This window comes from Streptomyces sp. CB02400 (genome assembly GCF_001905725.1).
In the GTDB taxonomy this organism is placed as follows: domain Bacteria; phylum Actinomycetota; class Actinomycetes; order Streptomycetales; family Streptomycetaceae; genus Streptomyces; species Streptomyces atrovirens.
This window is the reverse complement of record NZ_LIWB01000006.1, coordinates 1-26,818: the sequence shown is the minus strand read 5'-3', so window position 1 is coordinate 26,818 and position 26,818 is coordinate 1. Positions and strand designations below refer to the sequence as shown.

Genomic DNA, 26,818 nt, shown 5'->3' with positions numbered 1-26,818 from the left:
CGTCCGGTGAAGGCGCGCCCAGGGGCGGCACGGCGTCCGTCTCCCCCGCGTGCGTCCCGCGCGCCGGGTCCGGCTCCCCATGCTCCGACGTCACCGGCTCGACCGGCGGGAAGTCCCGCGCGGGGGGTTCGGTGCCCGGTGTGTTCTCGGGTGCGCCGTGGGGCGGGCCCGGCTCCCCGCGCTCGGCGGCCCTGCTTTCCGACGTCACCCTCGGTGAGGGGCCCGCGCCCTCCTCAGGCGCCCCCTGCGCGGGCGTTGCCGGGCCCCGGCCCAGGGTGCGGCGGCGGGGCGGGCGGGCGCCGGAGGTGGGGGTGTCGTTCGAGGTCATGGCCTCCGCAGGCTACCGCTACCGTCCACGGAGGCGTCGTACGAGGATGCTGGCGTCCCCACGGCTCTCCAGGTCGGCGAGGACCACGGCGACCGCCTCTCGGACGATGCGGCCCCGGTCCACCGCCAGCCCGTGCTCGCCGCGCAGCACCAGGCGCGCGTGTTCGAGGTCCATCAGCTCCTCGGCGGACACGTACACGGTGATCTTCTCGTCGTGCCGTTCACGGCCGCTGGGCCGCCGTGACGCCGCCCGCCCCCGCTTGCCGCGCTGGGCCGCACCGTCCTGCGCCGGCTGACGCCGCCCGGAGCCCGCCGCGTCACGGCTGCGGGACTCCCCGGCCCCGTCCGGCTCCGCGTCCGCCGCGACGTGCTCCGCGCCCTCGCCGTCGCCGCCCTGCGCGGGCACCGACTGCGGCGCGTCCTCCACGGCGGCCGCCGCGTCGCCCTCCCCCGCGGGTGCGGGGACACGGGCGTCGCCGTTGGCCTGGCGCCGGGGGGTCGACGCCTGGAGCGCCATCCCCCCTGTCGTACGGAAGAGTTCGTCGGCCCCCGGCAGACTCACTCGGCGTGACACCGGGCGAGCACCTCCCTGGCGAGCTGGCGGTAGGCGGCGGCACCGACGGAGTTGGACGCGTACGTGGTGATCGGCTCACCGGCGACCGTGGTCTCCGGGAAGCGGACCGTGCGCCCGATGACCGTGTGGTAGACGTGGTCGTCGAACGCCTCGACCACCCGCGCGAGCACCTCACGGCTGTGCACCGTGCGCGAGTCGTACATGGTGGCGAGGATGCCGTCGAGCTCCAGGTCGGGGTTGAGCCGCTCCTGGACCTTCTCGATCGTCTCGGTCAGCAGCGCCACACCGCGCAGCGCGAAGAACTCGCACTCCAGCGGCACGATCACCTTGTGCGCGGCGGTCAGCGCGTTGACCGTGAGCAGGCCGAGCGAGGGCTGGCAGTCGATCACGATGTAGTCGTAGTCGTCCATCAGCGGCTTCAGCGCCCGCTGGAGGGTGGACTCGCGCGCGACCTCGCTCACGAGCTGCACCTCGGCCGCCGACAGGTCGATGTTGCTGGGCAGCAGGTCCATGTTGGGGACCGCGGTCTTCAGCAGCACCTCGTCGGCCGCCATGCCCCGCTCCATGAGCAGGTTGTAGACGGTGAGGTCGAGCTCCATGGGGTTGACGCCGAGACCGACCGACAGCGCGCCCTGCGGGTCGAAGTCGACGAGCAGCACCCGGCGTCCGTACTCCGCGAGCGCGGCACCCAGGTTGATGGTCGACGTGGTCTTGCCGACGCCGCCCTTCTGGTTGCACATCGCGATGATCTTCGCGGGACCGTGGTCGGTCAGCGGACCCGGGATCGGGAAGTACGGCAGCGGGCGCCCGGTCGGACCGACGCGCTCACGGCGCTGGCGCGCCGCGTCGGGCGCGAGCGTGGCCGCGTACTCGGGATCGGGCTCGTACTCGGCGTCGGGGTCGTAGAAGTGCCCCTCGGGCAGTTCGTCGTAGTCGGCGAAATGGTTGTGGGGCGCGCCACTTCCGTCGCCGGCCATGGCGTTCACGTGATGGCCATCCATGCTCTGGGGTGCTGGTTGAGTCACCACCGAAGTCCGGTGACTCCGGTGGGCTGCGAAGGTGCGCACAGCTACGGAGCCGACAGCAGCGAATCCCGCGGGCTCCTGGTCCGGCGCAGGCATTCCTGGGTGACCACCCCCGGGAGTAAATGTCGACTCATTCACAAGTCGTCTTACCTCCTTGGTGACCAGGAAACTTCTAGACAGGTCAGCGTGGCACCATGCCGACGATTGGCGACTCTATGGCGTGTCGGCCGTCCGCAGCAACACAATCCGCCGGACCCGGCCCGATGTGTCGGCAATGAAACATCCCTCTGTCAAGGGCGTACGGCCGTCGCACGGCAGGTTTCACGGGTGTGCGAATCGGTAGAAGGGTTACGTTCGAGGCGAGTTGTCCCGGAAACAGGAAGTGACCATACACACATCCGGCCGGACCTTGTCGGGCAAGGTCCGGCCGGGTACGTGACGTTGACGACGGAAGTTGACGTATCGCCTTTGCCGACGGACGACTTGGTCGACTTACCGTCCTGGCCGCTCAGCCGAGCAGGGAGGCGAGCTCCACGTGCTCCAGGCCGTGCGCCTCGGCGACCTCCTTGTAAACCACCTTGCCGTCATGCGTGTTGAGGCCCTTGGCGAGCGCGGGGTCGCGGCGCAGCGCGTCCACCCAGCCCCGGTCGGCGAGTTCCACGATGTACGGCAGCGTGGCGTTGGTGAGCGCGTAGGTGGAGGTGTTGGGCACCGCGCCGGGCATGTTGGCGACGCAGTAGAACACCGACTCGTGGACCTTGAAGGTCGGCTCGGCGTGCGTGGTCGGGTGGGAGTCCTCGAAGCAGCCGCCCTGGTCGATCGCGATGTCGACAAGGACACTTCCGGCCTTCATCCGCGAGACCAGCTCGTTGGTGACCAGCTTCGGGGCCTTGGCACCGGGGACCAGCACCGCGCCGATCACGAGGTCGGCCTCCAGGCAGGCCTTCTCCAGCTCGAAGGCGTTGGAGACGACGGTCTGGATCTTCGTGCCGAAGACCTTGTCGGCTTCCTTGAGCTTGTTGATGTCCTTGTCGAGCAGGGTCACGTGGAAGCCCATGCCGATGGCGATCTGCGCGGCGTTCCAGCCGGAGACGCCGCCGCCGATGACGACGGCCTTGCCGGCCAGCACGCCGGGGACGCCGCCGGGCAGCACACCGCGGCCGCCGTGGGCGCGCATCAGGTGGTAGGCGCCGACCTGGGTGGACAGCCGGCCCGCGACCTCGGACATGGGCGCGAGCAGCGGCAGCGCGCGGTTGGCCAGCTCGACCGTCTCGTAGGCGATGGCGGTGGTGCCGGACTCCAGGAGGGCGTCCGTGCACTCCTTGGACGCGGCCAGGTGCAGGTAGGTGAAGAGGGTCTGGTCCTTGCGCAGGCGGTGGTACTCCTCCGCGATGGGCTCCTTGACCTTCAGCAGCAGGTCGGCGGCGGCCCAGACCTCGTCGGCGGTGTCCAGGATCTGCCCCCCGGCGGCGATGTACTCGCCGTCCGGGATCGAGGAGCCGACGCCGGCGCCGCGCTCGATGACGACCTGGTGGCCGTGGCGCACCAGCTCGTGCACGCCGGCGGGGGTGATGGCCACCCGGAACTCGTTGTTCTTGACTTCGCGGGGGATGCCGACCTTCACGTGGATCACGGTCCTTGGCTCAGAGGGTATGGGGGTATTGCTACACATACCCGGGCACGCATGGGCACACCGGGAGAGACCGCAGGAGATGGTGCGGCAGAGCCAGTCTAATGAAGGTGTTCCCGCTGTCTAGCCTTTCATTGCTTCAATCTTCAGCGGATGGGCTACGGATTTCGTAGGCGTTAGCTCCGTGTTCCGGCTCGGAGTCGTCATCCAGGGCCTCTTCTGCCAGCATGCGCTCGGCCGTGCCCCGGTGCAGGGCGGCCGACGCGGGGTCGCCGAGGTGCCCGAAGGAGTCGGCCAGCCGCAGGTGCAGCGCGGCCTGCAGGCGGGTGTCCTCGGCCCGGCGCGCCCACTCCACGGCCTCCTGGCAGGTGCGCAGCGACTCCTCGAGCCGGCCCGCGTACTCCTGCACCCGGGCCAGTTCGCTCAGGGCCCGCGCCTGTGCGGCCACGTCCCCGTGCCTGCGGTGTCCGGCGACGGCCGCGCGCCAGTCGCGCAGCGCCTCGCCGTAGCGGCCGGCGTAGGTGTGGGCGGCGCCGATACGGCCGTAGAGCCGGGCGGCGTCCTCGCCCTCGCCGCGGGCCAGCCGCTCGGCCAGGGCGCGGCCGAACCAGTCGGCGGCCCGGTCGTAGTCCCCGAGTTCCAGATGGGCGCCGCCCACGGATTCCATCGCGCGGCCGGTCGCGTACGGGTCGTTCGCCTCGCGTCCGGCGTCCAGCGCGGCCCGGTAGCGCCCCAGGGCGTCGGCGGTGCGGCCGGTACGGGCGTCGAGGTCGCCGAGGTTCAGCAGGGCCGCCGCCCGCTCGCGGGGCAGGTTCCGGCGCTCGGCGACGTCGAGGACCAGGCCGTGGATGTCGTACAGGTCGCTCGCGGCGGCCTGGGTGCCGAAGTGCGCCACCATGGCCCGCACGAGCTGGGACATCAGGCGCCGGGCGAGGGTGTCCAGCTCCCCGTCGGCGACCGCGAGCCGCGCGGAGGCCAGCAGGGCGGGGCGGCGCACGCGCAGCCAGTCGGCGGCGGCCCGCGGGCCGGGGAAGCGCAGGGAGCTCGGCATTTCGAGGAGCTTCTCGCGCGCCCGGGGGCTGTCGGTCTCGGTGATGGCCCGGCACGACTGGAGCAGCCGGACGGTCCGCTCCAGCATCCGGGCGCGGGCCAGCCGCAGCTCGGCGGGCCGCTCGTGGTCCTCGGCGAGGGCGCTCAGCAGGGGCTGCAGACAGCAGGGCACCTCGTACTGCGGCAGCGGCGAGCCGTCCACCGGGTGCAGCAGGCCGTGGGCGGCGAAGTCGTCCAGGGTGGCGCGGGCGGACTCCACCGAGCAGCCGGCGAGGGCGGCGGCGGTGTGCGGGTCGACCAGACCGGCCGGGGCGAGGCTGAGCAGCCGCAGCGTGTGGGCGGCCGACGCGGGCAGTGAGGCGTGCACGAGCCGCAGGACACGGCCGACGACGGTGTCCTGGCCGGGGTCCGTGTGCAGTTGCTTGGCGAGGTCGGCGACGGCGGCCTTGGGCCGGGCGGCGAGCCAGCCGCCGGCCAGCACCAGGGCGGCCGGCTGGCCCTGGCACTGCTCGGCGAGCCGCTCTGCGGCCCGGGGGTCGACCGTGATGCGCACCGCTCCGGTGAACCGGGACAGCACCTCCACCGCGGACTTGGTGTCGAGGCCGCCGAGGGTGCAGGGGCGGACGTCCGCGATGCCGGTCAGTGGCCCCGAGGAGACGACGACGGCCAGACAGTCCGGATTGTCCGGCAGCAGCGCGTCGACCTGCCCGGCGTCGGCCGCGTCGTCCAGCAGGAGCAGTGCCCGGCGGTCGGCCAGCGTGGTGCGCAGCGCCTCGCTGAGCTCGTCCTCGGCGGCCCCGGCCGGGGCGGGCACCGCCAGCGCGTCGAGCAGCTCCCGCGCGGCGCGCTGGACGGGCACGCGCGTGCCGTCGGGTTCGCTCAGCCGGGCGCGCAGCACGCCGTCGGGGTAGCGGTCGGCGACCTGGCGCACGAGTTCCCCGGCGAGGGCGCTCCGCCCTGAGCCGGGCCGGCCGGCGATGAGCAGGACGCGCGCGCGGGGCGCCTTGCGGCCGGAGAGGGTGTCCAGTCCCGCGCGCTCGATGTCGGCGCGCAACTCCTTCAACTCCCTCGTACGGCCCAGGAATCGACCCTCGTCGGCGGCGTCCCGAAGGAGCCGCACACCGTCTGGGTCCACCACCTGATCCGTCACGGGCCTCACTCCCGTCCCACCGCGCGCGAGCCCGCCGGGGCTCCGGACCGGGCGTTTTCCAGAGCCTAGTTCACACTCCGCGACGTTCCGTGAGGAGCACGGCGCCCGGGCAGGACTCCCCCCGATCGGATCAACCGATCGTAGGACCGTCGGCCCGGCAGCACCGGACGCATCAGCCCCTCTGGGGGAGTCCGAGGAGCGGGGCCCGGGGCGGAGCCCCGGGTCCGGGACGGGAGGGGACGGCGGGGGCGGTCAAGGGCGCCCCCGCCGGCGTCACGCCTCGAACGGCCGCGCCGGCCACGGCGACTGAGCCGGACGCAGCGCGTCCAGGCCGTCCCCGGCCCGCGCGGCGACCAGCGAGAGGACGCCCACCACCAGACAGTTGTTGTGCAGCTCGCCGGCGAGCACGCCGCGCACCAGTTCCTCGGCCGGAACCCGGGCCAGCTCCATGTCGGCCTCCTCGTCCTCGACCTCGAAGCGCTCGCCCTCGGCCTCGGACAGCCCCCGCGCGAGGAAGATCCGTACGGCCTCGTCGCAGCCGCCGGGCGTGGTGTACACGTCGGTCAGCACCCGCCAGTCCTCCGCCTTGACGTGCGCCTCCTCGTACAGTTCGCGCTGGGCGGCGTGCAGCGGGTTCTCGCCGGGCACGTCGAGCAGGCCGGCCGGGATCTCCCACAGCTTGTGGCGCACGGGGTGGCGGTACTGGCGCAGCACCAGCACCCGGTCGGCGTCGTCGAGGGCGAGGACGGCCACGGACCCGGGGTGGACCTGGTAGTCGCGGTGGACCACGGTCCCGTCGGGCATGACCACGTCGTCGGTGCGGACGGAGGTCTTGTTGCCCACGAACGGGGTCTCGGTCCCGCGGACCTCCCACTCCTCCGGGGTGTCCTTGATCGTCATGGCTGTCCTTCCCGACGTACGGCGGCCGTGCGCGTGCCGTGCGTGAACATGTGCGAAAAAGTGGCCGGGGCGCGCACCGTCTGAAGGTTCGCGCCCCGGCAACCGTACAACCGGGTGTGTTACTTCGAGATCTTCCGCTCGACCGCGGCCTTCACCAGACCCGCGAAGAGCGGGTGCGGACGGGTCGGACGCGAGCGCAGCTCCGGGTGCGCCTGGGTCGCGACCAGGTAGGGGTGGACCTCGCGCGGGTACTCGACGTACTCGACGAGCTTGCCGTCCGGGGAGGTGCCGGAGAAGACGATGCCCGCCTTCTTCTCCAGCTCCGCGCGGTAGGCGTTGTTCACCTCGTAGCGGTGCCGGTGCCGCTCCTCCACGTACTCCTTGCCGTCGTACACCTCGCGCACGATGGAGCCCTCGGCCAGCTTCGCCGGGTACATGCCGAGCCGCATGGTGCCGCCCATGTCGCCCTCGCCGGCGACGATGTCCATCTGCTCGGCCATGGTGGAGATCACCGGGTGGGCGGTGCCCGGGTCGAACTCGGTGGAGTTGGCGTCGGAGACGTCCGCGAGGCTGCGCGCGGCCTCGATCACGATGCACTGCAGGCCCAGGCACAGGCCCAGCAGCGGGATGCGGTTCTCGCGGGCGTACTTGATCGCGCCGACCTTGCCGAGCACACCGCGGTCGCCGAAGCCGCCGGGGATGCAGATGGCGTCGACGTCGCCGAGCTGCGCCTGGGCGCCGGCTGGGGTCTTGCAGTCGTCGGAGGTGACCCACTTGATCTTCACGCGGGCCTTGTTGGCGAAGCCGCCCGCGCGCAGCGCCTCGGTGACCGAGAGGTAGGCGTCGGGCAGGTCGATGTACTTGCCGACCAGGGCCATGACGATCTCGTGCTCGGGGTTGTGGACGCGGTCGAGCAGGTCGTCCCAGGTCGTCCAGTCCACGTCCCGGAACGGCAGGTCGAGCTTGCGCACGACATAGGCGTCCAGGCCCTCGGAGTGCACGACCTTCGGGATGTCGTAGATCGAGCGGGCGTCGGGGCAGGCCACCACGGCGGCCTCGTCCACGTCGCACATCAGCGAGATCTTCCGCTTGATCGCGGTGGGCACCTCGCGGTCGCAGCGCAGCACGATCGCGTCCGGCTGGATACCGATGTTGCGCAGCGCGGCGACCGAGTGCTGGGTCGGCTTCGTCTTCAGCTCACCCGAGGGGCCGATGTACGGCAGGAGCGAGATGTGCACCACGAACACGTTGTCCCGGCCGACCTCGTGCCGGACCTGGCGGACGGTCTCCAGGAACGGCAGCGACTCGATGTCGCCGACCGTGCCGCCGACCTCCGTGATCACCACGTCGACCTCGTCGGTCGCCATGCGGCGGATGCGGTGCTTGATCTCGTTGGTGATGTGCGGGATGACCTGCACGGTGTCGCCCAGGTACTCGCCGCGCCGCTCCTTGGCGATCACCGTCGAGTAGACCTGGCCGGTGGTGACGTTGGCCGAGCCGTCCAGGTCGCGGTCGAGGAACCGCTCGTAGTGGCCGATGTCCAGGTCGGTCTCGGCGCCGTCGTTGGTGACGAACACCTCACCGTGCTGGAAGGGGTTCATCGTCCCCGGGTCGACGTTGAGGTAAGGGTCGAGCTTCTGCATCACGACGCGCAGACCCCGGGCCTTGAGCAGCATGCCCAGGCTGGAGGCGGTGAGCCCCTTGCCGAGCGAGGAGGCGACACCCCCGGTGACGAAGATGTGCTTGGTCGTCGAAGATTTGGGCGGCATGGCCAAGAGGGGGCTCCCGTGGTCGCGTCGTGTGGGTGCGGTTCCGGGGTTCTCTGGCCCACCGGTCCACGGGCTACCAGCGTATCAGCGCCGCGGAGGGATGGCGCCCGGCCACGCTCCGCGCACGCGCCGCCACGGCCGAGTACCGCACACGGGACCCTCACCCGTTGGTCACTCGTTCGGCGGAGCCCGGTTGTCCGGAGCGACACACAGATCATCTACGTGCGTCGTATCCTGCTCGGACACTCGCTGCCGAGCCCGGCCGGCCGAACGGCACCACCCCCGCCCGTGACCTCCGGAACAACGTGAGCTCGTCAGTTCGTTGAGCAGAGATGGCGCTTTGCATGCAAGGCTGGGCGACTGTTTTGCTTCACAGCTCAACGACGCATTTCAAAACCCCTTGACCGCACCAAGCGACAACCCCCTTGAGGGGTGACGTGGCCGTTCGACTGGAGTTGCACGTGGCCGGGCGCATCGAAGACTACGCACTCATCGGAGACATGCAGACCGCCGCGCTGGTCTGCCGGGACGGCACGGTGGACTGGCTGTGCCTGCCCCGTTTCGACTCCCATGCCATCTTCGCCGGCCTGCTGGGCACCGAGGAGCACGGCTTCTGGCGGCTGGGTCCCGCGCACGCCGACGACGCCGAACCGCCCACGGCGACCCGGCGCGGCTACCGCGGCGACTCGCTGATCCTGGAGTCGGAGTGGGACACCCCGCGCGGCACGGTCCGGGTGACGGACTTCATGCCCCCGCGCGACGGCGCCCCGCAGCTCATCCGGATCGTGGAGGGCGTCTCGGGCCGGGTGCCGATGCGTTCGGCGCTGCGGATGCGGTTCTCCTACGGCAGGATCGTCCCGTGGGTGCACCGGCACGAGGGGCGCACGGTCGCCGTCGCGGGCCCGGACTCCGTGTGGTTCGACACCTCCGTGCAGACCTACGGCGAGTCGCTGACCACGTACTCGGACTTCACGGTCTCGCCGGGCGAGCGGATCGCGTTCACCGTCTCCTGGGAGCCCTCGCACAAGCAGCCGCCGCCGCTGCCGGAGCCGGAGCAGTCGCTGGAGGCGACCGAGGAGTTCTGGCGCGAGTGGGTGGAGCACTGTACGTACCACGGCCCCTACCGCGAGGCCGTGATCCGCTCCCTGATCACGCTCAAGGCCCTGACGTACGCCCCGACCGGCGGCATCGTGGCCGCGCCCACCACCTCCCTGCCGGAGGACATCGGCGGCGTCCGCAACTGGGACTACCGCTACACCTGGCTGCGGGACGCGGCGATCACCCTGTCGTCGCTGCTGCGCACCGGCTACCGCGAGGAGGCCCGCGCCTGGCGCGAGTGGCTGCTCCGCGCGGTGGCGGGCGACCCGGAGAACCTGCAGATCATGTACGGCATCGCCGGTGAGCGCGAGCTCGGCGAGGCGGAGCTGGACTGGCTGCCCGGCTACGAGGACTCCGCCCCGGTCCGGGTGGGCAACGGCGCGGCGCACCAGCTCCAGCTCGATGTGTACGGCGAGGTCACCGAGGCCCTGCACCTGGCCCACATGACCGGCCTGGCCCGCAACGACTACGCCTCGCTGCTCCAGCTCAAGCTGATCCGCTACCTGGAGAAGCACTGGCAGGAGCCGGACGAGGGCATCTGGGAGGTGCGCGGCCCGCGCCGCCACTTCGTGCACTCCAAGGTGATGGCCTGGGTCGCCGTCGACCGCACCATCAAGCTGATCGAGTCCGGCGACGCCGACGGCCCGCTGGAGGAGTGGAAGCGGCTGCGCGACGACATCCACCGGGACGTGTGCGAGAAGGGCTACGACAAGGAGCGCAACACCTTCACGCAGTCCTACGGCTCGAAGGTGCTGGACGCCTCCCTGCTGCTGATCCCGCAGGTGGGCTTCCTGCCGCCGGACGACAAGCGGGTGATCGGCACCGTCGAGGCGATCCAGCGCGAGCTGTCCACCTCCGACGGCTTCATCCTGCGCTACCCGACCGAGGGGGAGCACGAGGGCGTCGACGGTCTGCCGGGCGACGAGGGCGCGTTCCTCGCCTGCTCGTTCTGGATGGCGGACGACCTGGCGATGATCGGCCGGGTGGACGAGGCGCGGAAGCTCTTCGAGAAGCTGCTCTCCCTGCGCAACGACCTCGGCCTGCTGGCGGAGGAGTGGGACCCGCGCCTGAAGCGCCAGGTCGGCAACTTCCCGCAGGCCTTCAGCCACGTCCCCCTCATCGACACGGCCCTGCGGCTGACGGCCTCGGGGGCGTACGGAGGCTGAGGCCCGCGCGTCCCGGAACACCCGGCGGCGGTGCCTCCCGCGCCCGCCGGGGCGGCCGGCCGGCAGCCGTCGCCGCCCTGTCGGGCACCGCACACGCGCGCGACGGCGCCTCGTGGCCGGCCCGAGCGGGGGCGACGGGAGTCCCCCTCCGGGGGTGCGTGCCGGGGCCCGCGCCCCGGCCCGACCCGAGCAACGCCCCCTAGCCCGGCGCGAGCGCCGTCAGGGTGCGTTCGCCGTCGGGGTCGCCCGCAGTGGCCGGGACCAGGGCGAGCTCGTCCAGGCCGGCCGCCGCGTAGGCGTCCATGCGGGCCCGCACGGTGTCGGGGGTGCCGATCAGGCCGACCGTGGCCGCGGCCTCGACCGGCAGGGCCCGTAGCAGCGTGTCGGCGTCGGCGCCCGTACGGGCCAGGTCGACGGCCTCGTCGAAGCCCGCCGCCGCGAACATCTCGCGGTAGCCGGGCACGGTGAGGTAGCCGACGACGCTGCGCAGGACCTGGGTCAGTGAGGCCGGGTCGGGGTCGACGGCGGCGGGCACCCAGGCGGCCAGTCTCGGCGGGGTGCGGCCGGCCCGCTCGGCCGCGTCGAGCATTCTGGCGCGCAGGACGCGGACCTGTTCCGGGGAGACCACGTCGAGGAGCATCCGGTCGGCGTGCGCGGCGGCCGTGGCGATCGCCCGGTCGCCGAACGCGGCCACCGTGAGCGGACCGCCGGGCGGCCGCTGCCGGCGCCGGAACCCGCTGCCGGGCACGACCGGCTCGCCGGGCTTCCCGTGCAGCAGCACCCGCAGGGCGGCGGCCGTCTCCTCCAGCACGGCCGCGGGGCGGACCCGGGGCCGGTCGTGCACGCCCTCGACGACCCGCTTGCTGGACGTGCCCAGCGCCACCCCCACCGGACGCCCGGTGACCGCCGCCGTCGATGCGGCGCCCCGCGCGAGGCTGTACGCGTCGCGCACCGACACCGCCACCGGACCGGCGGTCAGGGCGACCCTGCCGGTGGCCCGCCCGACCGCTGTGGCCAGCACGAACGCGTCCCAGGTCGGCCCCTCGCCGAGCCACACCTCGCCGTATCCGAGCCGGTCGGCGACCGCCGCCACCCGCAACGGCTCGTCGACGGGCCTGTCGTCCTCGCGCGCCGCGGCGACCACACTGATCTCCATGATCGCGCCCTACCCCTTCGACGTCATGCGAACCCCGGCTGTCCGGGCGACATCCGCGCAGGTAGCGTCCCCGTATGGACAGCGGATACGACACCCGGGGCGCCGGGATCACCGTGCGGCGGGCGCTGGAGCTGCCCGGGCTGCGCAGTGGACTGCCGGAGGTCGTGGCGGGCGCCGACCGGCTGGGGCGCACGGTGCGCTGGGTGCACGCCGGTGAGGTGCCCAACATCGCCTCGCTGCTCAAGGGCGGCGAGCTGCTGCTGACCACCGGGTACGGGCTCGGCACCCGCCCCGCCGACCAGCGGGCGTTCGTGCGCACGCTGGCCGAGCGGGGCATCGCGGCCCTCGTCGTCGAACTGGGCCCGCGGTTCTCCCGGCTGCCCGCCGCCCTCGTCGACTCGGCCAGGTCGGCGGGGCTGCCGCTGGTCCAGCTGCACCGCGAGGTGCCGTTCGTGGCGGTCACCGAGGAGATCCACACCGAGATCGTCAACGGGCACTACGCACTGCTGCAACGCGCGGAGGAGGTGCACCGCCGGTGCACCGAGGCGCTGCTGGGCGGCGGCGGAGTCCCGCGGGTGCTGGGGATCCTCGCCGGGTTCACCGGCAACCCGGTGTTCCTGGAGACGACCGACGGCCGGCTGCTGTACGCGGCCGGTGAGGGGCCCGAGGGCGCGGATCCGCTCCAGGTGTGGGAGGGGCTGCGCGACCGGCACCAGGACGACCCGCCGGCCGGTTCGGCGCTCGTGGACGTGCCCGGCGGCGGTCCCGGCAGCGGCGGCGTACGGGCGCGGCTGGTGCTGCTTCCGGTGCGCAGCGCGCCGGAACCGGTGCACCGCATGGCGGCCGAGCGGGCGGCCGGCCTGCTCGCCGTGGTGCTGATGCAGGCGCGTCAGGAGGAGGAGCTGGCGGCGCGGGGGCGCGGGGACTTCCTCACCGACCTCGCCGAGGGCCGCGTCGGCGCGGCGGACGCGCCCGCGCAGGCGCGCGTGCTGGGTTTCAAGCCGGGGACCGGGCCGCTGCTGCCGGTGGTGATGCGGCTCGGCGACGCGCTGTCCCCGCAGGGCGGCGGCTGGGCGGTGCTGGCCCGCGCGGTGGGCGAGGAACTGGCCTCGCTCGGGGTGCCCGTCCTGCTGGGTGTGCGGCCGGTGGAGGGGCGGGTGCCGCTGCTGCTGGGGCTCCGCGCGGAGGCCGAACGGCCGGCGGTCGCGGACCGGGTGGCGGCGGCGCTGCGGGCGGGCGTGGAGCGTGCGGGGATGCTGCGGCCCGGGGGCCGGCCGCCCGTCGTGGTGGTCGGGCCGGCCGGCGGCTGGGCGGCGGCGTCCACGGGGCTGCGGCACGCGGCGGAGACGGCGACGGCAGCGCAGGGGCTGCCGGACCGCCCCTGGTACGACGCCCGGCGGCTGGACATCGACCTGCTGCTGTGGCGGCTGCGCGACCACCCGGATCTGGCGGACTTCGTGGACCGCGCGATCGGTCCGGTACTGGACCACGACCGCCGTTCCAAGCCGCCCCTGCTTCCCACCCTGGAGACCTACCTGGCGCACGCCGGACGCAAGGCGGAGACGGCCCGCGAACTCCACCTGAACCGGCAGACCCTCTACAACAGGCTCGCCCGCATAGGCGAGTTGCTGTCCACCGACCTCGACGACCCGCACACGGTCCTGGCCCTGGGCCTGGCCCTACGCGCCCGCCGACACGTCCCCTGAAGCCGGGAGCCGTCGCCTCAGAGTGGTCTGAGCTGTGTCAACTCGTCGTACACGCTGAGTACTTGGGCGACCGTCTCGTCCTCGGTCGGCCAGGTGGCGGCCTGCCGCACCCCGCGTTCCCTGAGGAGCTCCCGACGGTCGGGATCGTCCAGCAGCCGTACGACGGCGTCCGCGAGCGCCCGCGCGTTGCCGTACGGGACGAGTTCGGCGGCGTCGCCGACGAGTTCGGGGATGCCGCCCACCTCGGTCGCGACGAGCGGCACGCGCGCGTGGAGGGCCTCCTGGGCGAGCGGGGAGCGCGACTCCCACCGGCTCGGCAGCAGCGCGATGTCGGCGGCGGCCAGCAGATCGGTGATGTCGTCGCGCCGGCCGACGAGCCGGACCGGCAACTCCTCCTCCTCGATCCTGCGCTGGAGTTCGCCGCGCAGCGGCCCCTCCCCGGCGAGCACCACCAGCGGTACGGGGTCGAGGCGCCGCCACGCGTGTGCGGCGTCCAGCAGGACGTCGTAGCCACGGTGCCGTTCGAGGGAACCGACGGCGGTGAGCAACGGGCGGCCGATGGCGCCGAGTTCGGCCCGGACCTTGGGCCGCAGCCGGTCGGGGTCGTCCGGCACCGGGGAGGTGCGGGGCCCGGGGAGGGACACGGCGGCCAGCCGGGCGTCCCGCGCGCCCGTGCGGCGCGCCCGGTCGACGAGGGCGGAGGTCGTCCCGAGCACCACGGTGGCCGCCTTGACGACCCGCCGCTCCAGCACACGCAGGAAGTGGGCGCGCGGGCCGTCGGCGTGCGCCCGGTCGTGCCAGGTGACGATGAGCGGGGTACGCCGTCCGCTCAGGGCGAGCACGGTGCGGAAGGAGGCGTGCAGCCCGTGCGCGTGGACCAGGTCGGCGCCCGTGCAGGCGGCGCGGAGCGCGGCCACCGACCCCGGGTCGCTGCTGCGCGGCACGTGCACGTGCTCGGCGCCGACGCCGGTGAAGTCGTAGGTGTGATCCGCCTCGACGGGGGCGCACACCGTGACCCGCACGCCCCTCGCGACGAGCCCCGCGGCCAGCGAGCGCACATGGGCGCTGCTGGCGGCGTTGCCACCGCCCAGCACCTGCACGGTGCGCAGCGGTGAGTGGCTGCTCACGGGGGTCACGTGGCCGGGCTCCTGGTTCGGTTCGTGCGGTCCCGAAGAACGTACAGAAGGATCGGGCGATGTCCTCGCCGTACTCCGTCAAGGATGCCAGGCCGTACGGCCGTTCCGGCAACGCCGACGTCACAGGCCCGAGTCCGCACAGAACAACATGTCACCCACACGAGTGACGGAACCTCACCCTCCTCCGGCTACACGTCCGCCCGTGCCGTCGCCAGCAGCTCCTCCGCGTGAGCTCGGGCCGTTTCCGAGTCCTCCTGGCCGGCGAGCATGCGGGAGAGTTCGCGGATGCGGTCCTCGCCTTCGAGCACCTTCACGCCGGACCGGGTGACCGAGCCGTCGTTGGTCTTCTCCACCAGCAGCTGCCGGTCGGCGAACGCGGCCACCTGCGGCAGGTGCGTGACGACCACGACCTGCGCGGTCTTCGCCAGCTTCGCGAGCCGCCGGCCGATCTCGACCGCCGCCTTGCCGCCGACACCGGCGTCGACCTCGTCGAAGAGGTACGTCGGCACGGGGTCCGTGCCCGCGAACACCACCTCCACGGCCAGCATCACGCGCGACAGCTCACCACCCGACGCGCCCTTGGCGATGGGCCGGGGCGGCGCTCCGGGATGCGGGGCGAGCAGCAGCTCCACCTCGTCCACGCCCGACGGCCCGTAGGCCACCGTGCGCCCGTCCACCTCGACGCCCTCCGGGTCCTCGGTCTGCCGGATGTCGAACGACACGCGCGCGTGCGGCATGGCGAGCGAGGCCAGCTCGGCGGTGACCGCCGACGCGAACCGCTGTGCCGCCTCCGTCCGCGCGTCCGTCAGCTCCTGCGCCAGGACGCCCAGCTCCGCGCGGAGCGCGTCACGCTCGGCGGTCAGCTCCCCGATCCGCTCGTCGTCGCCGTCCAGTTCGGTCAGCCGCGCGGCGCCCTGCTCGGCCCACGCCAGCACCGACGCGATGTCCTCGCCGTACTTCCGGGTCAGCCCGGTGAGCGCGGCCCGCCGCTCCTCCACCGCCGCCAGCCGCAGCGGATCGGCGTCCAGGTCGTCGGCGTACCCCGCCAGCTCCCCGGCCACGTCCCGCAGCAGGATGCCGACCTCCCCGATCCGGTCGGTCAGCGCGGCCAGCGCCGGATCGTGCGCCCGTACGGCCTCCAGGGCCCGCTGGGCGCCCGCGACGAGCGTCCCGGCGTCCACGCCCTCGGGGTCCTCCGGATTGCCCGCGAGCGCGGCGTGCGCGACCGCCGCGGCGGACGCCAGCGCCTCGGCGTGCCCGAGCCGCTCCGCCTCCTCCGCCAGCTCCACGTCCTCGCCCGCGCGGGGCTCCACGGCGGCGATCTCCTCCAGCCCGAAGCGCAGCAGGTCGGCCTCCTGGGCCCGCTCACGCGCGCGCGTGGTGATCTGCTCCAGCTCCGTGGCCACGGCCCGCAGCCGCTTGTACGCCTCGCCGTACTTGCCGAGCGGCACGGCGACCGCGTACCCGGCGTACCGGTCGAGCGCCTGCCGCTGCCGGGACAGCTTCAGCAGCCCCTGCTGGTCGGTCTGCCCGTGCACGGCCACCAGGTCGTCGGCGAGCTCGGCGAGCAGCCCCACGGGCACGCTCCGCCCGCCCAGGTGCGCCCGTGACCGCCCCTCGGCGGAAACGGTCCGGCTGACCAGCAGCGTCCCGTCGTCCAGCTCGGCCCCGGCCTCCTCGGCCCGTACGACGGCCGCGGCGCCCTCGGGCACGGCGATCCGTCCCTCGACCACCGCGTTCCGCGCGCCGATCCGCACCAGGGCCGCATCCGCCCGTCCACCCAGCAGCAGGCCCAGGCTGGTGACCACCATGGTCTTGCCCGCACCCGTCTCACCGGTGACGGCGGTGAAGCCGGGCGACAGCTCGACAACAGCATCGTCGATGACCCCGAGCGACCGTATCCGCATCTCCTCAAGCACGCCCCCGACCATACGAGGTTTCACACGTGGTGTGCGACGCCGCCCCGCCCGTCCGGCGTCATCTCAGACCGTGACCCGCCGACGGGTTCGCTCGTTGAACGGGTGTTCCCCGCTGCAGCGGGGGTGGTCCGGTCGTATGCGTTCTGGACGAGCTCCGGATACGTTGCTCCCCGCAGACGCGGGGCCCGGGGCGCCGCGCCCGGCCGTGCCTAGTGCGGCGCCCCTCGCCACCCCGACACGGGCAACGCGAACTTCGCGACCAACCGGTCGGTGAACGAAGCATGGTGCAACCGAGCCAGCCTCACCGGAACGGCCCCCCGCCGTACCTCCACCCGCGCCCCGACCGGCAGCTCGACGGTCCGCCGCCCGTCGCACCACAGCACCCCCGGAGGGACGTGCGGCAGCATTTCCACCGCCAGCACCGAGTCCGGCGAGGTCACCAACGGCTTGGCGAACAGCGCGTGCGCCGAGATCGGCACCATCAGCAGCGCCTCGACCTCCGGCCACACCACGGGCCCTCCCGCGGAGAAGGCGTACGCGGTGGACCCGGTCGGGGTCGCGCACACGATCCCGTCGCAGCCGAACCCGGTGACCGGCCGCCCGTCGATCTCCAGGACGACCTCCAGCATCCGCTCGGCGGACACCTTCTGCACGGCAGCCTCGTTCAGCGCCCAGTCCGTGTGCACGATGTCGCCGTTGCGGTGCACCACGACGTCGACGGTCATCCGCTCCTCGACCTCGTAGGCGCGGCTCACCACCCGGTCGACGACCTTGTCGAGGTCGTCCCGCTCGGCCTCGGCGAGGAAGCCGACCCGCCCGAGGTTGACGCCCAGCATGGGCACCCCGGAGGCGCGGGCGAACTCGGCGCCGCGCAGCAGCGTGCCGTCACCGCCCAGCACTATCAGCAGCTCGCAGTCGTCCAGGCACTGCGGCGTGGCCTCCTTGACGGTCTCCACGTCGTCCGGGAGCGGCAGGTCGCGGGCCTCGTCCTCCAGGACCCGTACCCCGAGACCGGAGCGCAGCAGCCCTTTGACCACGAGCTCGGCGCTGCGGATGGCCGCGGGCCGCCCGGTGTGGGCCAGCAGGAAAACAGTACGAGCTCGGTTCTGTGTCAACGCGGCCCCTCCGCCACAGCACGGTCAACGTCGGCCGGGTCCAGTTCCGGAGCCCCGGCCCGCAACCACAGAAAGTATTCGACATTCCCCGAGGGGCCGGGCAGCGGACTGGCCGTCACGCCCTGCGCCCCGAGCCCCAGCTCCCAGGCCTTCGCGGCCACCCCCCGCACGGCCTCGGCACGCAGCTGCGGGCTGCGGACGACTCCGCCGCTGCCCAGCCGCTCCTTGCCCACCTCGAACTGCGGCTTCACCATCATCACCAGGTCGGCGTCCGGTTTCACGCACCGCTTCAGGGCGGGCAGCACCAGTCCGAGCGGGATGAAGGACAGATCCCCCACAACAAGATCCACAGGTTCCCCATCGATGACCTCGAGCGTCAACTCCCGTACGTTCGTACGGTCCTTGACGGTGACGCGTTCATCATTCCGGAGAGACCAGGCGAGTTGTCCGTATCCGACGTCCACGGCGACCACGTGCGCGGCCCCGGCCCGCAGCAGGACGTCGGTGAAGCCACCGGTGGAGGCGCCTGCGTCGAGCGCCCGCCGCCCCTCGACGACCAGCCCCAGCGGCACGAAGGCGTCCAGGGCGCCGGCCAGCTTGTGGCCGCCGCGCGAGACGTAGTCCGGGTCGCCCGCGTCCTCGACGACGACGATCGCGGCGGCGGTCTCCACCTGTGTGGCGGGTTTGGTCGCGACCGTCTTGCCGACGCTGACCCGCCCGGCGGCGATCAGCTGGCTGGCGTGCTCGCGCGAGCGCGCGAGCTTACGGCGGACCAGCTCCGCGTCGAGACGGCGGCGTGCGACTCCTGCCACGTTCGGTTCAGCTCCTGTGTTCGTGTACCGGTGGGGGCACCGGGGGTCCCGGGCGGGCGTCGAGCGCGGTGAGCGCGTCGCGCAGCCCCCGGTGTACATCCTCGTACACCTCGGCATGGCCGTCCGTGGTGAGGTGGTCGGCGTCGGCCAGCCGCGCCACGTGGGCGTCGACCTCGGGGTGCCCGGTGGGGGCGCGCGGCACGTCCAGGGGCGCGGGGGCGGCGGGGTCGTCGTCGGGCGTCGGCCGCACGCTGCCCGGGTCCGTGCCCTCCGGCTCCGGCACTGCGTCGTTCATGCCCCGACGCTACCGCGAACGCCCGGTGTACCGTCGTCCGCGATGGCCACGATCGAGGAGTGCCGTACCGCACTCGACAAGCTTTCGGACAACATGGCGAGCGCCGAGGGGGACGTCCGCGCGGCCGTGGCGATGGACCGTTCGGTCAGCTGCCACATCACCGACCTGGACGTGACCTTCGCCGGCCGGCTCACCGGCGGCCGGATCGAGGTGCACGAGACGTTCCCCGGCCCGCCGCGCGAGAGGGCGCAGATACGGCTCGCGATGACGGGCGACGACCTGCTGGCCCTGGTCGACGGCGAACTGCACTTCGCCAAGGCCTGGGGTTCGGGCCGGGTGCGTCTTGAGGCGGGTCTGCGCGACCTGTTCCACCTCAGGAAGCTTCTGTAGCGCCCACCTTCTGCGCCGTGCCCTTCGCCCGCGCGGTGCGGGCCGCCGGCACCACCAGCGGGGTGCCCGTCTCGGGATCGTCGATGACCTGGCAGCGCAGCCCGAAGACCTCCTCGACCAGACCGGCGGTGACGATGTCCTTCGGGGCGCCCTGGGCGATGACCTTCCCCCCGCGCAGGGCGATGAGGTGGGTGGCGTACCGGGCGGCGTGGTTGAGGTCGTGGAGGACGGCGACGAGGGTGCGCCCCTGCTCCTCGTGCAGGTCCGCGCAGAGGTCGAGCACGTCGATCTGGTGCTGGATGTCGAGGAACGTGGTCGGCTCGTCGAGGAGCAGCAGCGGGGTCTGCTGGGCCAGCGCCATGGCGATCCACACGCGCTGCCGCTGACCGCCGGAGAGCTCGTCGACGTAGCGTTCCGCCAGCTCGGCGACGCCGGTGCGGGCCATCGACTCCTGGACGACGCGCTCGTCCTCGTCGGACCACTGGCGCAGCAGGCCCTGGTGCGGGTATCGGCCACGGCCCACCAGGTCGCCGACGGTGATGCCGTCGGGCGCGATGGACGACTGGGGCAGCAGGCCGAGGGTGCGGGCGACCTTCTTGGCCGGCATCGACTGGATGACCTGCCCGTCGAGCAGGACGCGCCCCTCGCTCGGCTTGAGCATCCTCGACAGCGCCCGCAGCAGCGTCGACTTGCCGCACGCGTTGGGGCCGACGATCACGGTGAAGGAGTTGTCCGGTATCTCCACCGACAGCTGCTCGGCGATGACCCGCTGGTCGTAGGCCAGGGTGACGTTCTCGGCGGACAGTCGGTTCACGGTGCTCCTTCGGTGGTTCGTCCCGCTGCTGCTGGTGGTGGTGCCGGCGCTCATATCCGGCCTGCCTTGCGCTCGGTGACCAGCAGCCACAGCAGATAGACACCGCCGAGCACGCCGGTGACCACGCCCACGGGCAGCTGCTCGGCGCCGAACGCCCGCTGCGACACCCAGTCGGCGGTGACCAGGAGGGCGGCGCCCATGCACAGCGACGCGGCCAGGTTGGGGCCGGGCGAGCGGGTCAGCCGCCGGGCGAGCTGGGGCGCGGTGAGCGCGACGAAGGTGACCGGTCCGGCGGCGGCGGTCGCGGACGCGGTGAGCAGGACGGCCGACAGCATCAGCAGCAGCCGTACGCGCTCCACGCGCACGCCGAGGGCGTACGACACGTCGTCGCCCATCTCCATCATCCGCAGGCCGCGCGAGTTGGCCAGGACCAGCGGTACGAGGACGGCGCACAGGGCGAGCAGCGGCCAGACCTGGTCCCAGTCCCGGCCGTCGAGGGATCCGGTCATCCACACCACCGCGCGGGCCGCGTCGACGATGTCGGACTTGGTGAGCAGGTAGCCGTTGACCGCCGTGACGATCGCCGAGACGCCGATGCCGACCAGGACCAGCCGGTATCCGTGCACGCCCCGCTTCCAGGCGAGCGCGTAGATGGCGAACCCGGTCACCAGTCCGCCGGCGAGCGCGCCGAGGGCGACCTGGTTGGCGGTCCCGGAGAACAGCACGATCACCGTGAGGGCGCCGGCCGTCGCCCCCTGTCCGAGGCCGAGCACGTCCGGGCTGCCCAGCGGGTTGCGGGAGACGGACTGGAACAGCGCCCCGCCGAGCCCGAGGGAGGCGCCGACGAGCAGCCCGACCAGGACCCTGGGCAGCCTGAGTTCGGTGACGATGAACTCCTGGCCGGCGTTGCCCTCGCCGACGAGGGTCTTGAGCACGTCGCCGGCGGGGATCGGGAAGTCGCCGGTGCCGATCAGCACCACGCTCGCGGTGAGCGCCGCGAGCAGCAGCAGGACGACGACGGTGAGGGCGCGCACGTCCAGCCGCACCGAGAGGCCGCCGGGAGTGCGCACCGCGCGGTTGGTCTTCACAGCTGGGCCGTCCTCCGCCGTCGTACGAGAAAGATGAAGACCGGGCCGCCGAGGATCGCGGTGACGATGCCGACCTGGAGTTCGGCGGGCCGGGCCACGATCCGGCCGATGACGTCGGCGCCGAGCAGCAGCACGGGCGACAGGATCGCGGCGTACGGCAGGATCCAGCGCAGGTCGGGTCCGGTGAAGGAGCGCACGATGTGCGGCACCATCAGGCCGACGAAGACGATCGGCCCGCAGGCGGCGGTCGCGGCCCCGCACAGCACGGTCGCGGCGAGCATGGACAGCGCGCGGGTGCGGTTGAGGTTGGCGCCGAGGGCCTTGGCGGTGTCGTCGCCCATGGCCATGGCGTTGAGCGGCCGGGCGAGCGCCAGCGCCAGGACGGAACCGGCGAACAGGAACGGCAGCACCTGGACGACGGTCGAATCAGTCCCCGAGGCCAGTGAACCCACCGTCCAGAAACGCATCCTGCCGAGCGCCGCGTCGTCGAGGATCATGATGGCCTGGAGGTAGCCGAACAGCGCCGCGCTGATGGCCGTGCCGGCGAGCACCAGCCGCACCGGCGTCGCGCCCCGGCTGCCGCCGAGGAACCACACCAGCGCGCCGACGGCCGCCGCCCCGAAGAAGGCGAACCACACGTATCCGGACAGTGAGGTGACGCCGAAGAAGGTGATGGCGGTGACGACGGCGGCGGACGCGCCCGCGTTGATGCCGAGCAGTCCGGGGTCGGCCAGCGGGTTGCGGGTGAGCGCCTGCAGAACCGATCCCGCCAGGCCGAGCGCGGCTCCCACGAGCACGCCGAGGACGGTTCGTGACAGTCTGTCGGCCACGACGACGTCGCCGTAGGTGCCCGAGTCCTCGAACAGGCCGTGCCAGACCTGCTCCAGGGACAGCTCCTTCGCCCCGATCGCGATGCTCGCCAGCGCGACGAGCACCAGGATCACGACGGAGAGGAGCAGCCCGAGGACGCGTATCGCCCGGCGGTTCGGGGGCGCGGGGGCGGTCTCCGCGCGCTGTTCGGGGGGACTCTCGACCAACACGCAGTTAGGTTAGCCTACCCTGCCATCCGATCGTGATCCCGAGGTCCGGCCTCCCAGGTGACACGGGGGGCTCTCACCACCCCAGCCGTGCCAGCGCCTTCCCGCCGTCCAGCTCGCACGCGCCTTCCCCGGCCGCCGTCCACGCCGCCGCGCACAGCGCGCGCAGCCCGTCCAGCGCGCCCCCGGCGCCCTCCAGTTCCAGCTCCCCGGTCCCGGCCGTCGCCGTCCAGCCACCGCACCGGAACCCCTCGCCCGCCCCGACGACCTCCGGCTGCCCGGTGAGCATCCCGCGCAGATCGGCGTCGACATACGTCGGCCGGTGCCGCGGCGGCGCGGTGAGCAGTCGCGCGCCGTCCGTCACCCCGGTCAGCACCAGCAGCGAGTCCACCTCGCCGTTGAACGCGCCCTCGATGTCCGTGTCCAGCCGGTCCCCCACCACCAACGGCCGCTCGGCGCCCGTCCGCAGGATCGTCTCCCGGTGCATCGGCGGCAGCGGCTTGCCCGCGACCTGCGGCTCGGCGCCCGTGGCGATCCGTACGACCTCCACCGCCGCGCCGTTGCCCGGGGCGATGCCCCGGCCGCTGGGAATCGTCAGATCGGTGTTGGACGCGAACCACGGCAGCCCGCGCGCCACGGCGTACGACGCCTCGGCGAACCTCCCCCACGGCAGCTCCGGCCCGCCGTACCCCTGGACGACCGCCACCGGGTCGTCGTCCGCCGACTCCACCGGCACGAGCCCGCGCTCACGCAGCGCCACCCGCAGCCCCTCGCCACCGATCACCAGCACCCGGGCGCCCTGCGGCACCTGCTCGGCGACCAGCCGCGCGACCGCCTGCGCGGAGGTGATGACGTCGCCGGCCTCCGCCGGTATCCCCAGCTCGGTCAGATGAGCGGCCACGACGTCCGGGGTGCGCAGGGCGTTGTTGGTCACGTAGGCGAGACGCATACCGCCCTCGCGGGCCGTGGCCAGCGACTCGACCGCGTGGACGATCGCGCTCCCGCCCGCGTACACCACACCGTCGAGGTCGAGCAGCGCCGTGTCGTACGCCTCGCTCAGGGCCTGCCCACTGCCCTCGGGCCTCGTCCTGACGCTCCGGCTCATTCCGCATCGCTCCTCGTTCGACGGCTTTCCCCCGATCATCCCCCATGCCACCGACACCCGTACGATGCCGGGATGAACACTGCAGGTCACTCGACGGCAATGGCGCCCCGGGGCCTGGAACTCACCCCGTTCCGAGGCCTTCGATACGACCCCGACCGGGTCGGCAGCCTGGCCGCCGTGACATCCCCGCCGTACGACGTCGTCGTCCGCCCCGACGGCCTGCACCACCTCCAGTCCGCCGACCCCCACAACATCGTCCGGCTGATCCTCCCCGAGGCCGGCACGCCCGAGGCGCGCAACGCCCAGGCCGCCGACACGCTGCGCCGCTGGCGCGCGGAGGGGGTCCTGACCGCCGACCCGGTGCCCTGCCTGTACGTCTACGAGCAGCGCGACGGCGACGGCACGGTGCAGCGCGGCATCATCGGCGCGCTGCGCGTCTCCGACCCCGACGAACGGCTGGTCCTGCCGCACGAGGACGTCATGCCGCACATCGTCGCCGACCGCGCGGACCTGATGCGGGCCACCTCCGCCAACCTCGAACCGCTGCTGCTCACCTACCGGGGTGAGGGGGGCGACGGAGGCGACGGCTCGGCGACCGTCACGGCCACCCTGATCGAGCGCGCGGCCGAGCAGCGCCCCCTGCTGGCGACCACCACGGAGGACGGTTTCCACCACCGCCTGTGGTCCGTCACCGACCCCGCCGGCCTGGCCGCGATCCAACGGGAACTCGCCGGTCACCAGGCCCTCATCGCCGACGGCCACCACCGCTGGGCGACCTACCGCCGCCTCCGCGCGGAGCACCCCTCCCCCGGTCCCTGGGACCACGGCCTGGTCCTCCTGGTCGACACGGCCCGCTATCCCCTGCGTGTGCGCGCCATCCACCGGCTGCTGCACGCCCTGCCGGTCGCGGACGCCTCGGCCGCCCTCGACGGCCTGTTCCGCGTACGCCGTCTCGACGTACCGCTCGCCGAGGCGATGGACGCGCTGGGCGAGGCGGCGTCGGCGGGCAACGCGTTCCTCCTCGCCGGGGACGGCGCCTTCCATCTCGTCGACCGCCCGGACCCGGAGCTGCTGGCCCGCACCGTCCCGGCCGACCGCCCGGCGGCCTGGCGCACCCTGGACGCGACGGTCCTGCACGCCACGCTCCTCGACCACGTCTGGCGCGTCCCCGACTCCCCCGCCCACATCGCGTACATCCACGACACGGCGGCCACGGTCGAGAAGGCGGAACGCGACGGCGGAACGGCCGTCCTGATGCACCCGGTGCACGAGGACGTCGTCCGCGACCTGGCCCGCCAGGGCGTCACCATGCCGCGCAAGTCGACGTCGTTCGGCCCGAAGCCGGCGTCGGGCCTGGTCCTGCGGGCGCTCGACCTGTGACGAAGGGGCGGGTCTCCGCAGAGACCCGCCCCTTCGTGTCCGTTCCGTGCTGTGCCTCGGACGTCAGTCCTTGTCGTCCTCGTTCACGGTGCCGCCGGTCTCGTCCTCGGCCTGGTCCTCGTCGAGGGCGTCCATGAACTCCACGCCGTCCAGCTCGGCCAGCCGGTCGGAGGCGTCCGTGCTGCCGTCCCGGTCGGCCTCCACGGCCTTGGCGAACCACTCCCGTGCCTCGCCGCTCCGGCCGGCGGCGTGCAGCGCGTCGGCGTAGGCGTAGCGCAGCCGCGCGGTCCACGGCTGGACCGAGTTGGACGCCAGCTCGGAGCTCTGCAGCGTCACGATCGCCGCGTCCAGCTGGCCCATGTCACGCCGGGCGCCGGCCGCGACGAGCCGCATCTCGACCTGCCCGGCCTTGTCCAGCTTCTGCACCTCGGGCGCACCGGCCATGTCCAGCGCCTTCTCCGGCCGGCCGAGCCCACGCTCGCAGTCGGCCATGAGGGGCCACAGCTCCACGGTCCCGGTCATCCGCCGCGCGGCCCGGAACTCGGCGAGCGCCTCGGCGTACTTCTGGTTCGCGTACGCGGCGAACCCGGCGGCCTCCCGTACGGCGGCGACACGCGACGCCAGCCGCAGGGCCACCCTGGAGTAGCCGTACGCGCCCTCGGGGTCCTCGTCGATCAGCCGGGCGACCATCACCAGGTTCTTGGCGACGTCCTCCGCGAGCGTCTTGGGCAGGCTCTGCAGCTCCTGCCGTACGTCCTTGTCGATCTCCTCGCCGGTGACGTCCTCGGGGATCGGCAGCCGCTTGATCGGCTCGCGGTCGCGGTCGCGGTCCCGGTCCCGGTCCTCACGGAAACGCCCGCCACCGTGCCGGTCGTCCCGTCCACGGAACCCACCGGGCCGCCCACCGCGGTCGTCACGCCGAGGCCCGCGTCCACCACGGTCGTCCCGGCCGCGGAAGCCCCCACGGTCGCCACCCCGGCTGTCCTCACGCCGACCGAAACCGCCACGCTCACCGCGGTTGTCGTCACGACGGAACCCACCGCGGTCACCACGGTCGTCGCGACGGAACGCGGGGCGGTCATCCCGCCGGTCGTCACGGCGGTCGTCACGGCGGAACGCAGGACGGTCATCCCTCCGGTCGTCACGACGGAAGGAGGGGCGGTCATCCCGCCGGTCATCACGACGGTCATCACGACGGAACGCAGGACGGTCATCCCTCCGGTCGTCACGACGGTCGTCACGACGGAAGGGGGGGCGGTCATCACGACGGTCATCACGGCGGAACGTGGGACGGTCACCGCGGTCGTCACGACGCGGCCCACGGTCACGGTCGCGGTCGTCCCTACGCCCGTACCCGCCACCACGGTTGTCGTCACGGTGGCTGTCACGACGGTCATCCCGCCGGTCATCCCGTCGATCGTCACGACGGAAGGAGGGGCGGTCACCGCGGTCGTCCCGACGGAACGCGGGACGATCACCGCTCCGGTCGTCACGACGGAAGGAGGGGCGGTCATCACGACGGTCATCACGGCGGAACGTGGGACGGTCACCGCGGTCGTCATGACGCGGCCCACGGTCACGGTCGTCCCTACGCCCGTACCCGCCACCACGGTTGTCGTCACGACGGAAGCCACCGCGCTGTCCGCGGTCATCGCCTCGTCGGTCATCACGACGGTCGTCGCGACGGAAGCCGCCGCGGTCGCGATCGCGGTCTCCGCCTTCACGCCGGCCCTGGCCACCGCGGTCGTCGTCACGACGGAAGCCGCCACGATCTCCGCGCTGGCCGCTCCGGCCACCGCGGTCACCACTGTCCCGTCGCCGCTGGTCGCGCTCCGGTCGGTCGTCGGGAGAGTTGGTGGACATCGGTGACTCCTGTCTTCGGTACTGCAAGCATAAATAAAAAAGGACCCCTGGTCCCAGCTGAACGCTGGTGACCAGGGGTCCTTCCAAAGATTGTTCGGCGGCGTCCTACTCTCCCACAGGGTCCCCCCTGCAGTACCATCGGCGCTGTAAGGCTTAGCTTCCGGGTTCGGAATGTAACCGGGCGTTTCCCCTACGCTATGACCACCGAAACACTAATGGTTTCGAGCGAACAAGCACACTCTTCTATTGTCTGTTCTGCTCAAAGCCGACAACGGTCGTTGTCTCAGAACTAACACAGTGGACGCGAGCAACT

Annotated in this window: 22 protein-coding genes and 1 rRNA gene; 5 read left to right on the top strand and 18 right to left on the bottom strand. The window is 72.8% G+C overall.

Going from position 1 to position 26,818, the window contains the following annotated elements; all coding sequences use genetic code 11:
* Window positions 1–346 precede the first annotated feature (346 nt).
* The 6 genes from AMK33_RS16205 to AMK33_RS16180 all read right to left on the bottom strand — a co-directional run bounded on the left by AMK33_RS16205 (window position 347) and on the right by AMK33_RS16180 (window position 8,425).
* Window positions 347–901 (bottom strand): hypothetical protein, encoded by a 555-nt coding sequence (locus tag AMK33_RS16205; RefSeq protein ID WP_235618113.1) that lies wholly within the window; start codon window positions 899–901, stop codon window positions 347–349.
* Window positions 886–2,022, bottom strand: coding sequence for a ParA family protein (locus AMK33_RS16200; RefSeq protein WP_079194887.1), 1,137 nt, complete (start codon window positions 2,020–2,022; stop codon window positions 886–888). The genes AMK33_RS16205 and AMK33_RS16200 overlap by 16 nt, the downstream gene beginning before the upstream one ends.
* Before the next feature lie 412 nt (window positions 2,023–2,434).
* A complete protein-coding gene (gene ald / locus AMK33_RS16195; RefSeq protein ID WP_167748575.1) occupies window positions 2,435–3,550 on the bottom strand; it encodes an alanine dehydrogenase in 1,116 nt (371 codons plus the stop codon).
* A 145-nt stretch (window positions 3,551–3,695) separates the two neighbouring features.
* Entirely contained in the window at window positions 3,696–5,756 is a 2,061-nt protein-coding gene (locus tag AMK33_RS16190) for a tetratricopeptide repeat protein (protein WP_073933527.1), read from the bottom strand.
* Between the two features lie 273 nt (window positions 5,757–6,029).
* Window positions 6,030–6,656, bottom strand: a complete 627-nt coding sequence (locus tag AMK33_RS16185; RefSeq protein ID WP_073933526.1) for an NUDIX domain-containing protein — start codon at window positions 6,654–6,656, stop codon at window positions 6,030–6,032.
* Window positions 6,657–6,775: 119 nt separating this feature from the next.
* Window positions 6,776–8,425, bottom strand: coding sequence for a CTP synthase (locus AMK33_RS16180; RefSeq protein ID WP_073933525.1), 1,650 nt, complete (start codon window positions 8,423–8,425; stop codon window positions 6,776–6,778).
* Window positions 8,426–8,886: 461 nt separating this feature from the next.
* Here AMK33_RS16180 and AMK33_RS16175 point away from each other — a divergent pair, with 461 nt between their 5' ends.
* Window positions 8,887–10,689 (top strand): glycoside hydrolase family 15 protein, encoded by a 1,803-nt coding sequence (locus tag AMK33_RS16175; protein WP_073933524.1) that lies wholly within the window; start codon window positions 8,887–8,889, stop codon window positions 10,687–10,689.
* Between the two features lie 199 nt (window positions 10,690–10,888).
* Here the strand turns inward: AMK33_RS16175 and AMK33_RS16170 are convergent, their stop codons facing one another.
* Window positions 10,889–11,845 (bottom strand): LLM class F420-dependent oxidoreductase, encoded by a 957-nt coding sequence (locus tag AMK33_RS16170; RefSeq protein ID WP_073933523.1) that lies wholly within the window; start codon window positions 11,843–11,845, stop codon window positions 10,889–10,891.
* Between the two features lie 74 nt (window positions 11,846–11,919).
* Here AMK33_RS16170 and AMK33_RS16165 point away from each other — a divergent pair, with 74 nt between their 5' ends.
* On the top strand, window positions 11,920–13,551 hold the full coding sequence (locus AMK33_RS16165; RefSeq protein ID WP_073933522.1) for a PucR family transcriptional regulator: 1,632 nt from the start codon (window positions 11,920–11,922) through the stop codon (window positions 13,549–13,551).
* Between the two features lie 17 nt (window positions 13,552–13,568).
* Here AMK33_RS16165 and AMK33_RS16160 read toward each other — a convergent pair whose 3' ends face one another.
* From AMK33_RS16160 to AMK33_RS16140, 5 genes are all read right to left on the bottom strand, one after another.
* Complete coding sequence (locus tag AMK33_RS16160; RefSeq protein WP_073933521.1) at window positions 13,569–14,687, bottom strand: glycosyltransferase family 4 protein; 1,119 nt, start codon at window positions 14,685–14,687, stop codon at window positions 13,569–13,571.
* A 188-nt stretch (window positions 14,688–14,875) separates the two neighbouring features.
* A complete protein-coding gene (gene recN / locus AMK33_RS16155) occupies window positions 14,876–16,618 on the bottom strand; it encodes a DNA repair protein RecN (protein WP_073933520.1) in 1,743 nt (580 codons plus the stop codon).
* Window positions 16,619–16,815: 197 nt separating this feature from the next.
* On the bottom strand, window positions 16,816–17,721 hold the full coding sequence (locus AMK33_RS16150; RefSeq protein ID WP_073933519.1) for an NAD kinase: 906 nt from the start codon (window positions 17,719–17,721) through the stop codon (window positions 16,816–16,818).
* Window positions 17,718–18,533 (bottom strand): TlyA family RNA methyltransferase, encoded by an 816-nt coding sequence (locus AMK33_RS16145; RefSeq protein ID WP_073933518.1) that lies wholly within the window; start codon window positions 18,531–18,533, stop codon window positions 17,718–17,720. The genes AMK33_RS16150 and AMK33_RS16145 overlap by 4 nt, the downstream gene beginning before the upstream one ends.
* 7 nt (window positions 18,534–18,540) lie before the next feature.
* Window positions 18,541–18,828 carry a hypothetical protein gene (locus AMK33_RS16140; RefSeq protein WP_073933517.1) on the bottom strand — a complete coding sequence of 96 codons (288 nt, stop codon included), beginning with the start codon at window positions 18,826–18,828 and terminating at the stop codon, window positions 18,541–18,543.
* Window positions 18,829–18,870: 42 nt separating this feature from the next.
* Between AMK33_RS16140 and AMK33_RS16135 the strand changes: the two genes are divergently transcribed.
* Window positions 18,871–19,218 (top strand): sterol-binding protein, encoded by a 348-nt coding sequence (locus AMK33_RS16135; RefSeq protein WP_073933516.1) that lies wholly within the window; start codon window positions 18,871–18,873, stop codon window positions 19,216–19,218.
* On the opposite strand, the gene AMK33_RS16130 is transcribed toward AMK33_RS16135, so the two are convergent.
* The 4 genes from AMK33_RS16130 to AMK33_RS16115 form a co-directional block, all read right to left on the bottom strand.
* Window positions 19,202–20,086, bottom strand: a complete 885-nt coding sequence (locus AMK33_RS16130; protein WP_073933515.1) for an ABC transporter ATP-binding protein — start codon at window positions 20,084–20,086, stop codon at window positions 19,202–19,204. The genes AMK33_RS16135 and AMK33_RS16130 overlap by 17 nt on opposite strands.
* On the bottom strand, window positions 20,083–21,120 hold the full coding sequence (locus AMK33_RS16125) for a FecCD family ABC transporter permease (protein ID WP_073933514.1): 1,038 nt from the start codon (window positions 21,118–21,120) through the stop codon (window positions 20,083–20,085). The genes AMK33_RS16130 and AMK33_RS16125 overlap by 4 nt, the downstream gene beginning before the upstream one ends.
* On the bottom strand, window positions 21,117–22,160 hold the full coding sequence (locus tag AMK33_RS16120; RefSeq protein ID WP_073933513.1) for a FecCD family ABC transporter permease: 1,044 nt from the start codon (window positions 22,158–22,160) through the stop codon (window positions 21,117–21,119). The genes AMK33_RS16125 and AMK33_RS16120 overlap by 4 nt, the downstream gene beginning before the upstream one ends.
* A 73-nt stretch (window positions 22,161–22,233) precedes the next feature.
* Window positions 22,234–23,262, bottom strand: coding sequence for an HAD hydrolase-like protein (locus tag AMK33_RS16115; RefSeq protein ID WP_073933512.1), 1,029 nt, complete (start codon window positions 23,260–23,262; stop codon window positions 22,234–22,236).
* 72 nt (window positions 23,263–23,334) lie between these two features.
* Here AMK33_RS16115 and AMK33_RS16110 point away from each other — a divergent pair, with 72 nt between their 5' ends.
* A complete protein-coding gene (locus AMK33_RS16110) occupies window positions 23,335–24,642 on the top strand; it encodes a DUF1015 domain-containing protein (protein WP_073933511.1) in 1,308 nt (435 codons plus the stop codon).
* Window positions 24,643–24,705: 63 nt separating this feature from the next.
* Here AMK33_RS16110 and AMK33_RS42850 read toward each other — a convergent pair whose 3' ends face one another.
* Entirely contained in the window at window positions 24,706–25,440 is a 735-nt protein-coding gene (locus AMK33_RS42850; RefSeq protein WP_201263039.1) for a tetratricopeptide repeat protein, read from the bottom strand.
* A 66-nt stretch (window positions 25,441–25,506) separates the two neighbouring features.
* Between AMK33_RS42850 and AMK33_RS42845 the strand changes: the two genes are divergently transcribed.
* On the top strand, window positions 25,507–26,511 hold the full coding sequence (locus AMK33_RS42845; protein ID WP_201263041.1) for a hypothetical protein: 1,005 nt from the start codon (window positions 25,507–25,509) through the stop codon (window positions 26,509–26,511).
* An 86-nt stretch (window positions 26,512–26,597) separates the two neighbouring features.
* Here the strand turns inward: AMK33_RS42845 and rrf are convergent.
* Window positions 26,598–26,714 (bottom strand): 5S ribosomal RNA (gene rrf / locus AMK33_RS16100).
* Window positions 26,715–26,818 lie beyond the last annotated feature (104 nt).

What these genes read in the sequence shown, in the direction of transcription:
- AMK33_RS16200 (WP_079194887.1), bottom strand. Translation starts at nt 2,022, where the DNA reads ATGCCTGCGCCGGACCAGGAGCCCGCGGGATTCGCTGCTGTCGGCTCC.
- AMK33_RS16185 (WP_073933526.1), bottom strand. Translation starts at nt 6,656, where the DNA reads ATGACGATCAAGGACACCCCGGAGGAGTGGGAGGTCCGCGGGACCGAG.
- AMK33_RS16130 (WP_073933515.1), bottom strand. Translation starts at nt 20,086, where the DNA reads ATGAGCGCCGGCACCACCACCAGCAGCAGCGGGACGAACCACCGAAGG.
- AMK33_RS16170 (WP_073933523.1), bottom strand. Translation starts at nt 11,845, where the DNA reads ATGGAGATCAGTGTGGTCGCCGCGGCGCGCGAGGACGACAGGCCCGTC.
- AMK33_RS16165 (WP_073933522.1), top strand. Translation starts at nt 11,920, where the DNA reads ATGGACAGCGGATACGACACCCGGGGCGCCGGGATCACCGTGCGGCGG.
- AMK33_RS16140 (WP_073933517.1), bottom strand. Translation starts at nt 18,828, where the DNA reads ATGAACGACGCAGTGCCGGAGCCGGAGGGCACGGACCCGGGCAGCGTG.
- AMK33_RS16180 (WP_073933525.1), bottom strand. Translation starts at nt 8,425, where the DNA reads ATGCCGCCCAAATCTTCGACGACCAAGCACATCTTCGTCACCGGGGGT.
- AMK33_RS16110 (WP_073933511.1), top strand. Translation starts at nt 23,335, where the DNA reads ATGAACACTGCAGGTCACTCGACGGCAATGGCGCCCCGGGGCCTGGAA.
- AMK33_RS16115 (WP_073933512.1), bottom strand. Translation starts at nt 23,262, where the DNA reads ATGAGCCGGAGCGTCAGGACGAGGCCCGAGGGCAGTGGGCAGGCCCTG.
- recN (WP_073933520.1), bottom strand. Translation starts at nt 16,618, where the DNA reads ATGGTCGGGGGCGTGCTTGAGGAGATGCGGATACGGTCGCTCGGGGTC.
- AMK33_RS16135 (WP_073933516.1), top strand. Translation starts at nt 18,871, where the DNA reads ATGGCCACGATCGAGGAGTGCCGTACCGCACTCGACAAGCTTTCGGAC.